Origin of the sequence: Aquidulcibacter paucihalophilus (assembly GCA_030285985.1) — a bacterium.
Classification (GTDB): domain Bacteria; phylum Pseudomonadota; class Alphaproteobacteria; order Caulobacterales; family Caulobacteraceae; genus Brevundimonas.
Genome location: CP127384.1, coordinates 141,411 through 153,925 on the forward strand (window position 1 = coordinate 141,411; position 12,515 = coordinate 153,925).

Genomic DNA, 12,515 nt, shown 5'->3' on the forward strand with positions numbered 1-12,515 from the left:
GCCGGTCGTCAGATCGCGTTCAGCGGCAGCTTCAGGAACCGCTTGCCCGAGGCTTCGGCCGGCGGCAGGGCCCCCGCACGTATGTTGATCTGGAGCGAGGGCAGGATCAGCGCCGGGACCTTGAGGGTGGCGTCGCGGGCCTCGCGCAGGGCGACGAACTCGTCTTCGGACCGCCCGCCGCCAAGGTGGATGTTCGCGGCTCTCTCGGCACCCACCGTCGTCTCCCAGCGGAAGTCGGTGCGGCCCTCGGGCAGGTAGTCGTGGCCGACGAAGACGCGGGTCTCCGGCGGCAGGGCGAACAGGCGCTGGATCGATTTGTACAGCGTCCGGGCGTCGCCACCGGGGAAGTCGCAGCGCGCCGTGCCGTAGTCGGGCATGAACAGGGTATCGCCGACGAAGGCCGCGTCGCCGATCACATAGCTGACGCAGGCCGGCGTGTGGCCGGGTGTGTGCAGCACCTCGACCGGCAGCGATCCGAGTTCGAAGCGCGCGCCGTCGGCATAGAGACTGTCGAAGACCACGCCGTCGGCGGTGACGTCATGCGCCTCGAACAGGACGCCGAAGACCTTCTGTACCTCGGTGATGCGGCTGCCGATGCCGATGGGGGCACCGGTGCGGCGGCGGATTTCATCCGCGCCGGTCAGGTGGTCGGCGTGGGCGTGGGTCTCGAGCACCCGCTCGAGCGTCAGGCCGCGTTCGGCGATGCGGGCGAGGACCTGTTCAAGCGAGACCGTCGAGGTCCGGCCGCTGGCCGCCTCGAAATCGAGCACCGGGTCGATGACGGCCGCGGCCCCGGTCACGGGGTCGGCGACAAGGTAGGTGATGGTGTGGGTCGCGGCGTCGAAGAAGCCTTCAACGATCGGGGCATTGATGGACATGCGGGAGCTCCCTTGTTGGCCTCAACATATTAGGTATTGCTAATTTAGCAAGTCCTGATATATGTCCCGCCATGAACGACGCTCACACCCTGTCTCCCGACCAATTTCAAGCCAGCGCCGGCGCGGCCGCCCGCCTTCTGAAGGCGCTCTCGAACGAACGGCGCCTGATGATCCTGTGCCAGCTCGGCGACGGCGAACGCGCCGTGGGCGAGCTGCTGCCGCGGGTGGGCCTGTCCCAGTCCGCCCTCTCGCAACACCTTGCTGTGCTGCGTGAGGAGGGCCTGGTCGCCGGACGGCGCGAGGGCGTCTCCATTCTCTACCGCATCGCCGACCCGGCGGCCCTGAAGGTCATCGCCGTCCTCGCCGACATCTATTGCCCTCCTCCCAAAGGAAACTGACCCATGGCATCCCTCACCTCCCTGTCCCCGGCCGAGGTCTCGGCCCGCATCAAGGCCGGCAAGGCCCTGCTGGTCGACATCCGTGAACCCGACGAAGTCGCGCGCGAGCGGATCGCCGGCAGCGTCGTCGCCCCCCTGTCCCTCTTCGAGGAGGCCCATCTGGACCTCCGGCCGGGTCGGGACGTGGTCTTCATGTGCCGCACCGGCAATCGCACCGGGTCGAACTGCGTGCGGCTGGCCGACCGTATTCCCGGCGAGGCCTTTGTACTGGACGGCGGGCTGGACGGCTGGAAGGCCCAGGGCCTGCCGACGCTCACCAATGCCAAGGCGCCGCTGGAGCTGATGCGGCAGGTGCAGATGACGGCCGGCGGATTGATCCTGATCGGGGCGCTTCTGGGCCTGCTGGTCCATCCCGGCTTCTGGGGTCTGTCGGCCTTTGTCGGCGGCGGCCTGTTCCTGGCCGGCGCGACCGGCTTCTGCGGCATGGCACGGCTTCTGGCCGTGATGCCCTGGAACCGGGCGATGCGGGCCGCGTGACCGGATGGACCCGACGCTCGCCCAGCTCGCGCTGGCCATCCTCAGCGGCGGCATCGTCGCCCTGCTGCTGACCGTGTTCGGCGGCGGCGGCTCGGTTCTGGCCGTGCCGCTGCTGCTCTATGTCGTCGGGGTCCAGGATCCGCATGTCGCCATCGGTGCCTCGGCCGCGGGGGTCGCGCTCAACGCCCTGACGGCGCTGGCCGGTCAGGCCAGGGCCGGACGGGTGCGCTGGCCCTGCGCCCTGCTGTTCGCCGCCACCGGTTCGGTGGGGGCCTTCGCCGGCTCGTCCGTGGCCAAGGCCATCGACGGCCATGCCCTGCTCATCTTCTTCGCCCTGGCCATGGGTCTGGTCGCCCTCGCCATGCTGAGGCCGACCGCGCCGGTCGGAGCCGAGAACGTGCGGCTGACGCCGGCCATGGCACCGCGGGTCGCGGTCTCGGGCGCAGGCGTCGGCGCGGCGGCGGGCTTTTTCGGGATCGGCGGCGGCTTTCTGATCGTGCCCGGCCTGATGGGGGCCGCGGGCATGACCCTGGCCCTGGCGCAGGCCTCGTCCCTGGTCAGCGTGGCGGCCTTCGGGGCGACGACGGCAGCCAACTACGCCCTGTCGGGCCTGATCGACTGGCCGATCGTAGCCGCCATGGCCGCGGGCGGCACGGTTGGAACGCTCGCGGGCCTGCCCATCGCCAGACGGCTGGGGGCCAACGCCCTGCTCGGGCGGCGTCTGTTCGCGGGACTGATCCTGATCGTCGCCGTCTATGTGGCGATCAAGGCGCTGACCGGGATCTAGCGCCCGCCCGCCCGTATCCAGGCCGCGCGGGCATCGGAGAGGCGCGAGGGGACCAGGCCCCGCAGCGACGCCTGACCGGTGCGTTTGAGGCCGGCCTCCTGGCCCTTCTGCCAGGCCACTTGCGCCTCGATGGCCATACCCATGGCGATGTCGATGACCATCACCGTCTTCGGCAGGACCAGGTTCCGGTCGAGCCGGATGCGACCGCCCTGGGCCGACTGGTCGACCAGAAGGCACGACAGTTCGAAGCCGGGCGCGACCACCACCGCCCGGGTGTTGGCGGCGGAGCGGGGCTCGAAACGACGATCCTGCGGCGGGCTCATGCCGACATAGAGCCCGGCAGACGGTTTCGATCCAGTTGCACCACGACATCGGCCCGGACGCCGCCGGCCAGCATCCGCCGTGTGATCCGTTCGAAATACTGGATGAAGCCGGCCAGCCGTTCGCGCTCGGCCGCGGGCAGGTCGGCCGGTGCGACGCCCAGCAGGTCGGCCTCCTGCTGGCAGCGCCAGTCCAGCACGACGTCGAACGACGGCGCGCGCAGGTAAAGGACGGCGTCGAACCGGGCGATGAAGTCGGCACAGGCCCCGTCGACGAAGCCGTTGACGGCGCGCCGCCAGCCGCCGTCGGCGTCCTGTTCGGCCTCGAGGGCATTGACCGGCGCGACCAGTGCCGCCGCCTCTTCTGGCAGGGCCCCCAGGCACCAGGCGTCGATCAGTATGGCCGAGGGCCGGCCCCGGAAGACTCGCCAGGCCTCCACGGGCCGGCGATCGTCGCCGCGCTTGTCGAAATCGGGGATACGCGTCTCGTCATCGGGCCCGGCGGCCGAGAGGGCATCGATGAGCTGTTGCAGCAGACCGAGGTCATGCGTCCCCGGCGGGCCACGGGTGACGAACAGCGGGTGGACGTCGCGCGCCATGGCCTCGCGTTCGGCGCGGGTCAGATAGACGTCGTCGATGGAAATCTGGGCGGCACCGAACCGGTCGGCGGCGGCGCGGGCGAGGGTGGTCTTGCCCGACCCCTGCGCGCCGACGATGGCGATCAGGGGCGGGCGAGCCTTCGGGCCCCCGGCGATCAGCCGGCCGACCCGATCGACGAGCTCAGGATTGGCCCGGCCCACGGCCGCGGCTCAGTGCTGGTTTTCGGGCAGGCGGACGATCAGGCCGTCCAGATCGTCGGACACCCGGATCTGGCAGGACAGGCGGCTGTTCGGCTGGACGTTCTCGGCGAAGTCCAGCATCGACTCCTCCATGGCCGAGGCGCGGCCGGTCTCGGCGGCGAAGGCCTCATCGACATAGACGTGGCAGGTGGCGCAGGCACAGGCCCCGCCGCAGTCGGCGTCGATGCCGGGGACGTTGTTGCGGATCGCCCCCTCCATGACGGAGAGGCCGTTCTTGACCTCGACCGTGTGCTCGCGGCCGTCGTGTTCGATGTAGGTAATTTTCGCCAAGTCAGGCGGCCTCGGTCTTCTTGCGTGACGGTGCCACCATCAGCTTCTTGGTCTTGGCGATCGCCTCGGCGGGGTTCAGCCCCTTCGGGCAGACCTGGGCGCAGTTCATGATGGTGTGGCAGCGGTAGAGTTTGAACGGGTCCTCGAGGTCGTCGAGCCGCTTGTCCGTGGCATCATCGCGGCTGTCGGCGATCCAGCGGTAGGACTGAAGCAGGGCCGCGGGGCCGAGGTATTCCGTCTGGTTCCACCAGTAGCTCGGGCAGGAGGTCGAGCAGCAGGCGCACAGGATGCATTCGTACAGGCCGTCCAGCTTGGCGCGGTCTTCCGGCAGCTGGATGCGCTCCTTCTCCGGGTCCGGCTCGTCGGACTGGAGGTAGGGCTGGATCGAGTCGTACTGGGCGTAGAACAGGGTCAGGTCCGTCACCAGATCCTTGACCACCGGCTGATGCGGCAGCGGCGCGATCGAGATGGTCGAGGAGGAGCATTCCTCCCAGCCCTTGGTGCAGGCCAGGGTGTTGCGTCCGTCGATGTTCATCGAGCACGAGCCGCAGATGCCCTCGCGGCACGACCGCCGGAAGGTCAGGGTCGGGTCGATCTCGTTCTTGATGTGGATCAGGGCGTCGAGCAGCATCGGGCCGTGATCGTCGGCCGAGATCTCGAACGTGTCCCAGCGCGGGTCGGCGTCGACCTCGGGGTCGTAGCGATAGACCTTGTAGGTCTTGACGTTCTTCGCGCCGGCGGGGGCCTTGTGAACCTTGCCGCGCGAGGGCTTGGAGCCCTTCGGAAGAGTGAGTTGAACCATCAGTACACCCGTGCCTTGGGCTCGATGTAATCGATGTCCCTGGACATCGTGTAGTTATGCACCGGCCGGTAATCGATCTTCACTGCATCGCCGGGGACCTTCCAGGCGAGGGTGTGTTTCATCCACTCGACGTCGTTGCGGTCCGGATAGTCCTCGCGGGCGTGGGCACCGCGGCTTTCGGTGCGGTTCAGGGCACCCTCGATGGTGACCAGGGCCTGATCGATCAGGTTGTCGTATTCGAGGGTCTCGACCAGATCGGTGTTCCAGATCAGGCCGCGGTCAGTGGTCTTGATGTCGTCGCCGGCGGCGTGGATGGCGCGCAGTTTGGCGACGCCCTCCTCCAGGGTCTTGCCGGTGCGGAAGACGGCGGCGTCCGACTGCATGGCGCGCTGCATGTCGATGCGCAGCTTCGACGTAGGGGTCGAGCCGTTGGCGTTGCGGAAGCGGTCGAGGCGGGCCAGGTGGCCGTCCGTCGTCGAGGCCGGGGCGTCCGGCACCTTCGAGGCCTTGTCGACCACCTCGCCGCAGCGCAGGCCGGCGGCGCGGCCGAAGACGACCAGGTCGGTCAGGCTGTTGGAGCCCAGACGGTTGGCGCCGTGCACCGAGACGCAGGCCGCCTCGCCGACGGCCATCAGGCCGGGGACCACGGTGTCGGCATTGTCGCCGACCTTGGTCAGGACCTCGCCGTGATAGTTCGTGGGGATGCCGCCCATATTGTAGTGGACGGTCGGCAGGACCGGGATCGGCTGCTTCGTCACATCGACGCCGGCGAAGATCTTGGCGCTCTCGGAAATGCCCGGCAGGCGTTCGTGCAGGACGGCCGGATCGAGGTGATCGAGGTGCAGGTGGATGTGGTCCTTGTTCGGGCCCACCCCGCGGCCTTCGCGGATCTCGATGGTCATGGAGCGGCTGACCATGTCGCGCGGGGCCAGATCCTTCACGGTCGGCGCATAGCGCTCCATGAAGCGCTCGCCTTCCGAGTTGGTCAGATAGCCGCCCTCACCGCGGGCGCCCTCGGTGATCAGACAGCCGGCTCCGTAGATGCCGGTCGGGTGGAACTGCACGAACTCCATGTCCTGCAGCGGCAGGCCGGCGCGCAGCACCATGGCATTGCCGTCGCCGGTGCAGGTGTGGGCGCTGGTGGCCGAGAAATAGGCCCGGCCGTAGCCGCCGGTGGCCAGGATGACGAGCTTGGCGCGGAAGCGATGCATCGTGCCGTCGTCGAGCTTCAGCGCGGTCACGCCGGTGCAGGCACCGTCCTGCATGATCAGGTCCAGCGCGAAATATTCGACGAAGAACTCGACCTCGCGGCGGACCGACTGGCCGTAGAGGGTGTGCAGGATGGCGTGGCCGGTGCGGTCGGCGGCGGCGCAGGTGCGCTGCACCGGGCCCTCACCGAAATTGCGGGTCATGCCGCCGAAGGCGCGCTGGTAGATCTTGCCTTCCTCGGTGCGCGAGAAGGGCACGCCCCAGTGCTCGAGCTCATAGACGGCCTTGGGCGCGTTGCGGACGAGGTATTCGATGGCGTCCTGGTCGCCGAGCCAGTCCGACCCCTTGACGGTGTCGTACATGTGCCACTGCCAGCTGTCCTCGCCCATGTTGCCGAGCGAGGCGGAGATGCCACCCTGGGCCGCGACCGTGTGCGAACGGGTCGGGAAGACCTTGGTGACGCAGGCGACCTTCAGCCCCTGCTGGGCCGCGCCGAGGGCGGCGCGAAGGCCCGAGCCGCCCGCGCCGACGACGACGACGTCATAGGCGTGATCGACAAATTCATAAGCAGCCATCAGCCGTCAGATCCCGAAGCCGGCAGGCAGGGGCGCAGAGCCCAGGGCCAGCCGTACGATGAAGAATACGCCCGCCGCTGCGATGAGGACGCAGAGCAGGCCGATCAGGCCGAGCAGCGCGCCGCGCGAGCCGGGCTTGTGGATATAGTCGTCGACGATGACCTTCAGCCCCATCTGCATGTGCCAGACGCTGACCAGCAGGGTGACGGCCAGCAGGACGGCGTTCACCGGCGAGCGGAACCAGGCGAGCGCCGCGTCATAGCCGCCGCCCGACAGGGCGTAGCCGCTCCAAAGGCCCCAGAGGGTCAGGGGAACGAGGATGGCAGACGACAGCCGTTCGGCGGTCCATTCCCCGGCGCCGTGGCGCTCGGAAACCTTGACGCCCTTCACGAAGGTCTTGGTGTGGCGGCTCACAGTCCGACCCTCCCGGCGCTGAACAGCAAGGCCCAGAAGGCCACGGCGATGAGGACGCCGCCGACGATCGAGGCCCAGGACAGGGCATCGGCGGCCTTGGGCGACAGGCCGCGGCCGGCGTCCCAGATCAGGTGGCGGATGCCGCCGGCCAGGTGCAGGCAGAGCGCGACGGTCAGGCCGAACCAGACGAACAGGCCCAGCGGGGACCCCATCCAGCCGGTGAAGGTCGCATAGGCCTCAGGGCCGAAGGCGAGGGCCATCAACCAGACGAAGACCAGCACCGCCCCGACCGAGAGCGCACCGCCGGTCATGCGGTTGAGGATCGAGGCGAGCATGGTGACATGCCAGCGCCAGATCTGCAGATGCGGCGACAGGGGACGGACACGGCCGTTGGGCTGGACCACAAAACGGCCGGTCTGATCGTCAGACGAGTCGTTGGAGGCGTCGCCCGGCAAGGGGGAGGTCGACATATTGCGAATGGTTCTCAGAAACCTGAGCGAATTCAGCCGCTCGAAACCGGTGAATGGGGTTTAGTCAGCGTGGCGGCGGGGGTCAACGAAACGTGAGCAGGTGCGGCATTCCGGATCACGAATTCGCGGGCGGGGTGCACGGCCTTTGTCATTCGCGCCCTTTCACGTCAGTCTGAAGCCATGTCGGGTTTGATCGTCCTCGCCTTCGCCGGCCTGCTGATGCAGGAAGCCGCGCCGCATCCGTCCACCCAGGCCGCCTATCAGGCGCCGGTAATCCGGCCGTTCGAGCCGGGCCGGGATTTCGCCCGTGAACCGGCCCAGGGCGATGCGGACAGCGACCTGTACCGCCGTCCGCTGGAAGCGCCGGTGGTGGTCGAGGCCTATGTCCGCTCCTATGAGTTTACGCCGAGCGACGTCGAGGCGGCCTATGAGCAGGGCGTGACATCCGCCGAGATCCGCGCCGATCAGGCCGCGGGGCGGCTGGACGGGGCATGGCGGCTGGTCGATGCGGCGGGGCAACGGCTCTATGACCTGGTTCTTAGCGATCCGGGCGCTGGACCGGTCGAGGGCGGCTGGCGCGGTCCCGCGGGTTGGGGACCGGCGACCTCGGACGGCGCGACCCTGACGCTCGAGGGCGTGGGCGCGATGACCCTGGAGCGGACCGGGAGCGGCTGGCGCGGGCAGCTGACAATCCGCGGCGAGACCCGACCCGCAAGCCTTATCCGCCCGAACTGAGCCGGACGCGCGACACCGCCGCCTGAAGCCCGTTGGCACCGTAAGGCACAGCCGCGCCGCGCCCCCAGACCGGATCCGGCCACTGGTCGTCGTCATGGCGGCGGCCGACGACATGGACATGCAGCTGGGCGGTGACATTGCCGAGGGCGGCGACGTTCAGCTTCTGCACCGGCCGACCGGCGGCCTGCCCCAGGTCGCGCACCCGTTCGCCGGCGCGGACGACCTCGTCCATCAGAACGGCGCGCTCGGCGGGGCTGAGGTCCTCGATCTCGTGCAGACCGGCGCGGCGCGGGATCAGGATCAGCCACGGATAGCGGGCGTCGTCCTGCAGCCGCACCTGGCACAGGGTCCAGTCGCAGGCGATGACGGAGCCCGTCTCGAAGGCCGGGTCAGCTTTGAACACAGCGGTCATGCCCTTCGGTCGCCCGGAGGCGGTGCCGGGTCAAGCCGGACGGGTCAGTTCAGCGCATAGACCACGCAGGCGCGGTCGGTCAGTTCGCGCAGGGGCGGCTGCATGGCCAGTCGGGCCGCCTCGATCTGATCCTCGGTCGGCGCGGCCGCACCGGGAGGCGGGGGCGGCGGTGCCGGGGCCGCGCTGCGCACGACCCGCGACCCGGTGACCACAACCTCGTCGACGGTGGTCGCCTGCTCGGAGCCGGAGGAATAGGACGGCCAGCCCGCCAGGACATCGGTTTCGCAGGCGCGGCCGGTCGGATCGATCACCCGGACGCCGCCGAGGCTGGCCCCGGCGTTGGTCGCCGCCTCACGCGCCCGCCGGGCCGCGTCCTTGACCGCCTCGGCCTGAAGCCAGGTGTTGGTCGCGTTGTCCGGATCGAGGCTGAAGCTGACCCGGCTGGTCGAGGTCGGCTCGGAGGCGATCACGGTCGCATAGACCCGCTCGAGCACGGACACGTCGCGGACGGTGATGCTGACCGAGGCATCCGCCTGGTAGCGGGCGATGCGATCCGGGCGGACGTTGTCGCGCAGGACGCCGGCCTCGTCGCGATACTGGTCATAGATCGGGCGGGTGGTGATGGCGGTCTCGACCCGGACGGCGTCGACGCCATAGGCCGCGAGGGCCTGGCTGAGGGCGCGGATCTGGTCGGCCGCCTTGCGCGAGGCGTCGGCGGCGCTGCGGTCGATGGACTGGAAAGTCGCCCCGAAACCGGCGCGGTTGGCAGGGACCTCGGCGCGGACATAGCCGACCGAGGCGATGACCGGATCGCGCATCCACCAGGGGGCCGGCACATAGCGGTCGCCCATGCTGGCCGTTGGCGTCTGGGCCGTCGCGGCCGCGGGCAGGACGACAGGCAGGGCCGTGGCGATCAACAGGGCGGCGGTCAGTCGGCGCATGGGGGACATCCTTCGATTGCCCGCTGACCCTGGGGCACCTGAAAGCACGGGTAAAGCCGCGATCCGCTTTCGTCGGAACTGCGGAGTCACCCCACCTATCGCTGCGATAGAAATTATCTATCAAACAAACCCGTTTCCAATCATTGACTTTGTGCACTGCACAAGCCATTTCGCGGTTGCGGCGCCTCTCCCCGGCGCAATCCCTTTCAGACATCTCAGGAGCACCCGCCATGCTGGGCGTTGGACAAACACTGCCGGACTTCAAGATCATCGGCGTCAAGCCGGGCTTCAACAGCCACGAAGAGAACGGCGTCTCGGCCTTCGAGCCGATCACCAAGGACAGCTTCGAAGGCAAGTGGAAGGTCATCTTCTTCTACCCGAAGGACTTCACCTTCGTGTGCCCGACCGAGATCGCCGAGTTCGCCTCGCTGGCCCGCGAGTTCAACGACCGCGACACCGTGGTGATGGGCGGCTCGACCGACAATGAGTTCGTGAAGCTGGCCTGGCGCCGCGACCACGCCGACCTGTCCAAGCTGCCGATCTGGCAGTTCGCCGACAACGGCGGCAAATTCGCCCGCGACCTCGGCGTTCTGGACGAGGCCGAAGGCGTCGCCCTGCGCGCCACGTTCGTGGTCGACCCGCACAATGTCGTGCAGCACGTCTATGTCACCAACCTGAACGTGGGCCGCGCCCCGGCCGACACCCTGCGGGTCGTCGACGCCCTGCAGACCGACGAACTGTGCGCCTGCAACCGCCCGGTCGGCGGCGAGACGCTGGCGGCCTAAGCGCCGCAGGGACGAGGGTCGGGGGGCGAGGGACGAAAGTCCCGGCCTCTCGACCCCTGCCTTCTGCCTCGACCCTCATCCCTCGACCTTGAGAGTATCCATGTCCCTCGACGCCCTTCGCGACCTGATGCCGGCCTATGCCAAGGACATCTCCCTGAACCTCGGCTCGCTCGCCTCGGAGACCGTGCTGAACGACCAGCAGAAATGGGGCTGTTTCCTCGCCTCGGCCCATGCGGTCGGCGTCGCGTCGGTGGTCAAGGCGATCGAGGCCCAGGCGGCGACGGTGCTGACGCCCGAGGCGATGACCGCGGCCAAGGCCGCCGCCGCCATCATGGGCATGAACAACATCTACTACCGGTCGCTGCACCTGATGAAGAACCACGAGTACACGACCATCCCCGCCCGGCTGCGGATGAACATCCTGGCCAATCCGGGCGTGGACAAGATGGATTTCGAGCTGTGGTCGACGGCCGTCTCGGCCATCAACGGCTGCGGGGCCTGCCTCGACGCCCACGAGGGTGCCCTGCGCCAGCACGGCGTGCCGGCGACCCATGTCCAGACGGCCCTGCGCATTGCCTCGGTGGTCCACGCCGCCAGCCGGATCGCGGCCTCGGAAGCGGCGCTGGCGGGCTAGAGGTCCAGCCGGTCCCCGAGCCGGCGGAACTGCTCGGTCATGACGGCGTCGATGGCGTCCGCCATGGCACCGGTTCCCGGCCCGTTGACCACAAAGGTCCATCGGAGCACCCGCTCGCCGCCGTCGGGCGGATCGGACCAGGTCATGGTCAGGACAGCGTCAGCGCCCATGCCCTGCAAGGGGCCGAACGGGGCATCGAAACGCACCATGCGGCGCTCGGGCCAGACCATCACGACCTCGGCATGTTTGATCCCGCCACCGGGCAAGGCTTCGCACCAGCAGCCGCCGGGGATGAGATCCAGACGGATATTGGCGGCATCGCCGGAATAGGTGTGCTCGCTGCTCCACCAGCCGGCGGGCATGGCCACGGTTTCAAGTACCGTCTCCGGCGCGGCCCGGACCGGGCGCTCGAAGGCGAGCGTGAAGCCGTTTTCCGTCCGCGCCCTGATCTCGGCCGAGGCGGTGGTTGCAAGCATCGCCAGCGCCAGGCCGGCCGAAATGGTCTTGAGCATCCATGATCCTCCCGGCCCGCATGGGCGGCGGTCGGACCCGAAGTGTCAAGCCGGGGTGAAGGTCAGCGGGGCGCCCCAGAACTGGCTGACCAGATCGGACTGTGGTCCGGCCTTGCCGCTGGTGAGGAAGTCGCGGCGACCCGAGCCGCCGAGGTCGTACTCGGGGTGGCGCTCGAAATAACGGGCGAGGGCGTCGGCGACGGCGGTGGGCTGGTGGATCACCGGCGTGCCGGGCGGCAGGGCGGCGGCGAACAGGTCGGCCACGATCTCATAATGGGTGCAGCCGAGGATGGCCTGGTCGGGATGGCGGCCGATGCGGCGGCGCAGGGCGTCGACATGGTCGTCGACCACCACCTTCAGTTCCTCGGCCGGGGCGCCGAGTTCGATCAGGCCGGCAAGGCCCGGGCAGGGTTCGGAGAAGACGGCCAGGTCCTCACGACGCTTGTCGATCTCGATCTCATAGACCCGGCTCATGGCCGTGGCGGCGGTGCAGAAGACGCCGGTGATGTCGATCGCCTCGATCTTGTCGTCCAGCGGCGTCCGCTCATAGGTCCAGGGCAGGCCGGTCGCGGCCTCGATGGTCGGAACGATGATGCCCAGAACATTGATCGCCCGGCCGTGACGGGCGCGGGCCTCGGGCACCCAGCTCTGCTGCAGGCGGCGCAGGGCGATGGCGGAGGCCGTATTGCAGGCGAGGACGATGACATTGGCCCCGGCCTCGAACAGCCGCTCGCAGCCGGCCCGGGTCAGGTCGACGATCTCCTCGCCGCCGCGGCCGCCATAGGGGGCGTTGGCCTGGTCGGCCAGATAGACGAAGTCCCGCTCGGGGAACCGTCGTGTCAGTTCGCGGTGGACGGTGAGGCCGCCCACGCCGGAGTCAAAAACGCCAATCGCCATGGCGCGGCGTTTAGACGCCCCGCCGGACCGCGTCCACCAGCGAAGATTACGGCCCGTTCATGTGACAGTCAGGCCGGGA

Annotated in this window: 18 protein-coding genes; 6 read left to right on the forward strand and 12 right to left on the reverse strand. The window is 68.9% G+C overall.

Features of this window, described 5'->3' with window-relative positions; genetic code table 11:
- Window positions 1-8 precede the first annotated feature (8 nt).
- Window positions 9-878: an MBL fold metallo-hydrolase gene (locus tag KB221_00765; protein ID WIY69571.1), complete on the reverse strand. Its 870-nt coding sequence runs from the start codon at window positions 876-878 to the stop codon at window positions 9-11.
- A 71-nt stretch (window positions 879-949) separates the two neighbouring features.
- Here KB221_00765 and KB221_00770 point away from each other — a divergent pair, with 71 nt between their 5' ends.
- Genes KB221_00770 through KB221_00780 form a run of 3 tightly spaced genes read left to right on the forward strand, consistent with a single transcriptional unit; the run spans window position 950 to window position 2,600 of the window.
- Entirely contained in the window at window positions 950-1,276 is a 327-nt protein-coding gene (locus KB221_00770; protein WIY69572.1) for a metalloregulator ArsR/SmtB family transcription factor, read from the forward strand.
- A gap of 3 nt (window positions 1,277-1,279) precedes the next feature.
- Entirely contained in the window at window positions 1,280-1,813 is a 534-nt protein-coding gene (locus KB221_00775; protein ID WIY69573.1) for a rhodanese family protein, read from the forward strand.
- A gap of 4 nt (window positions 1,814-1,817) precedes the next feature.
- Window positions 1,818-2,600 carry a sulfite exporter TauE/SafE family protein gene (locus KB221_00780; GenBank protein ID WIY69574.1) on the forward strand — a complete coding sequence of 261 codons (783 nt, stop codon included), beginning with the start codon at window positions 1,818-1,820 and terminating at the stop codon, window positions 2,598-2,600.
- On the opposite strand, the gene KB221_00785 is transcribed toward KB221_00780, so the two are convergent.
- From KB221_00785 to sdhC, 7 genes are read right to left on the reverse strand one after another with little or no spacing between them, the layout of a single operon-like run.
- A complete protein-coding gene (locus KB221_00785; GenBank protein WIY69575.1) occupies window positions 2,597-2,923 on the reverse strand; it encodes a PilZ domain-containing protein in 327 nt (108 codons plus the stop codon). The genes KB221_00780 and KB221_00785 overlap by 4 nt on opposite strands.
- Entirely contained in the window at window positions 2,920-3,720 is an 801-nt protein-coding gene (locus KB221_00790; GenBank protein ID WIY69576.1) for a kinase, read from the reverse strand. Before KB221_00790 ends, KB221_00785 begins: the two co-directional genes overlap by 4 nt.
- 9 nt (window positions 3,721-3,729) lie before the next feature.
- Window positions 3,730-4,050, reverse strand: a complete 321-nt coding sequence (locus KB221_00795; protein ID WIY69577.1) for a 2Fe-2S iron-sulfur cluster-binding protein — start codon at window positions 4,048-4,050, stop codon at window positions 3,730-3,732.
- Between the two features lies 1 nt (window position 4,051).
- On the reverse strand, window positions 4,052-4,852 hold the full coding sequence (locus KB221_00800) for a succinate dehydrogenase iron-sulfur subunit (protein ID WIY69578.1): 801 nt from the start codon (window positions 4,850-4,852) through the stop codon (window positions 4,052-4,054).
- Window positions 4,852-6,636: a succinate dehydrogenase flavoprotein subunit gene (gene sdhA, locus KB221_00805; protein WIY69579.1), complete on the reverse strand. Its 1,785-nt coding sequence runs from the start codon at window positions 6,634-6,636 to the stop codon at window positions 4,852-4,854. Before sdhA ends, KB221_00800 begins: the two co-directional genes overlap by 1 nt.
- Before the next feature lie 6 nt (window positions 6,637-6,642).
- On the reverse strand, window positions 6,643-7,050 hold the full coding sequence (gene sdhD / locus KB221_00810) for a succinate dehydrogenase, hydrophobic membrane anchor protein (protein WIY69580.1): 408 nt from the start codon (window positions 7,048-7,050) through the stop codon (window positions 6,643-6,645).
- A complete protein-coding gene (sdhC, locus tag KB221_00815) occupies window positions 7,047-7,520 on the reverse strand; it encodes a succinate dehydrogenase, cytochrome b556 subunit (protein ID WIY69581.1) in 474 nt (157 codons plus the stop codon). The genes sdhD and sdhC overlap by 4 nt, the downstream gene beginning before the upstream one ends.
- 180 nt (window positions 7,521-7,700) lie before the next feature.
- Here sdhC and KB221_00820 point away from each other — a divergent pair, with 180 nt between their 5' ends.
- Window positions 7,701-8,255 (forward strand): hypothetical protein, encoded by a 555-nt coding sequence (locus tag KB221_00820; protein ID WIY69582.1) that lies wholly within the window; start codon window positions 7,701-7,703, stop codon window positions 8,253-8,255.
- On the opposite strand, the gene KB221_00825 is transcribed toward KB221_00820, so the two are convergent.
- Together KB221_00825 and KB221_00830 are read right to left on the reverse strand one after the other, a co-directional pair.
- Window positions 8,239-8,667 (reverse strand): HIT domain-containing protein, encoded by a 429-nt coding sequence (locus KB221_00825; GenBank protein WIY69583.1) that lies wholly within the window; start codon window positions 8,665-8,667, stop codon window positions 8,239-8,241. The two genes, KB221_00820 and KB221_00825, sit on opposite strands and share 17 nt — an antisense overlap.
- Window positions 8,668-8,711: 44 nt before the next feature.
- Window positions 8,712-9,608 (reverse strand): SIMPL domain-containing protein, encoded by an 897-nt coding sequence (locus tag KB221_00830; GenBank protein ID WIY69584.1) that lies wholly within the window; start codon window positions 9,606-9,608, stop codon window positions 8,712-8,714.
- Between the two features lie 230 nt (window positions 9,609-9,838).
- Here KB221_00830 and KB221_00835 point away from each other — a divergent pair, with 230 nt between their 5' ends.
- Window positions 9,839-10,393 carry a peroxiredoxin gene (locus KB221_00835; protein ID WIY69585.1) on the forward strand — a complete coding sequence of 185 codons (555 nt, stop codon included), beginning with the start codon at window positions 9,839-9,841 and terminating at the stop codon, window positions 10,391-10,393.
- A gap of 100 nt (window positions 10,394-10,493) precedes the next feature.
- The gene (locus KB221_00840; protein WIY69586.1) at window positions 10,494-11,027 is read left to right on the forward strand and encodes a carboxymuconolactone decarboxylase family protein; all 534 of its coding nucleotides are present in this window, start codon (window positions 10,494-10,496) and stop codon (window positions 11,025-11,027) included.
- Here the strand turns inward: KB221_00840 and KB221_00845 are convergent.
- The gene (locus KB221_00845) at window positions 11,024-11,539 is read right to left on the reverse strand and encodes a hypothetical protein (protein WIY69587.1); all 516 of its coding nucleotides are present in this window, start codon (window positions 11,537-11,539) and stop codon (window positions 11,024-11,026) included. The two genes, KB221_00840 and KB221_00845, sit on opposite strands and share 4 nt — an antisense overlap.
- A 45-nt stretch (window positions 11,540-11,584) precedes the next feature.
- Window positions 11,585-12,436, reverse strand: coding sequence for an aspartate/glutamate racemase family protein (locus KB221_00850; protein WIY69588.1), 852 nt, complete (start codon window positions 12,434-12,436; stop codon window positions 11,585-11,587).
- Between the last annotated feature and the right edge of the window lie 79 nt (window positions 12,437-12,515).

Bases quoted from the DNA above. Each gene is read 5' to 3' on its own strand.
- KB221_00765 (WIY69571.1), bottom strand. From the start codon at position 878: ATGTCCATCAATGCCCCGATCGTTGAAGGCTTCTTCGACGCCGCGACC.
- KB221_00770 (WIY69572.1), top strand. From the start codon at position 950: ATGAACGACGCTCACACCCTGTCTCCCGACCAATTTCAAGCCAGCGCC.
- KB221_00775 (WIY69573.1), top strand. From the start codon at position 1,280: ATGGCATCCCTCACCTCCCTGTCCCCGGCCGAGGTCTCGGCCCGCATC.
- KB221_00780 (WIY69574.1), top strand. From the start codon at position 1,818: ATGGACCCGACGCTCGCCCAGCTCGCGCTGGCCATCCTCAGCGGCGGC.
- KB221_00785 (WIY69575.1), bottom strand. From the start codon at position 2,923: ATGAGCCCGCCGCAGGATCGTCGTTTCGAGCCCCGCTCCGCCGCCAAC.
- KB221_00800 (WIY69578.1), bottom strand. From the start codon at position 4,852: ATGGTTCAACTCACTCTTCCGAAGGGCTCCAAGCCCTCGCGCGGCAAG.
- sdhA (WIY69579.1), bottom strand. From the start codon at position 6,636: ATGGCTGCTTATGAATTTGTCGATCACGCCTATGACGTCGTCGTCGTC.
- sdhC (WIY69581.1), bottom strand. From the start codon at position 7,520: ATGTCGACCTCCCCCTTGCCGGGCGACGCCTCCAACGACTCGTCTGAC.
- KB221_00820 (WIY69582.1), top strand. From the start codon at position 7,701: ATGTCGGGTTTGATCGTCCTCGCCTTCGCCGGCCTGCTGATGCAGGAA.
- KB221_00825 (WIY69583.1), bottom strand. From the start codon at position 8,667: ATGACCGCTGTGTTCAAAGCTGACCCGGCCTTCGAGACGGGCTCCGTC.
- KB221_00830 (WIY69584.1), bottom strand. From the start codon at position 9,608: ATGCGCCGACTGACCGCCGCCCTGTTGATCGCCACGGCCCTGCCTGTC.
- KB221_00835 (WIY69585.1), top strand. From the start codon at position 9,839: ATGCTGGGCGTTGGACAAACACTGCCGGACTTCAAGATCATCGGCGTC.
- KB221_00840 (WIY69586.1), top strand. From the start codon at position 10,494: ATGTCCCTCGACGCCCTTCGCGACCTGATGCCGGCCTATGCCAAGGAC.
- KB221_00845 (WIY69587.1), bottom strand. From the start codon at position 11,539: ATGCTCAAGACCATTTCGGCCGGCCTGGCGCTGGCGATGCTTGCAACC.
- KB221_00850 (WIY69588.1), bottom strand. From the start codon at position 12,436: ATGGCGATTGGCGTTTTTGACTCCGGCGTGGGCGGCCTCACCGTCCAC.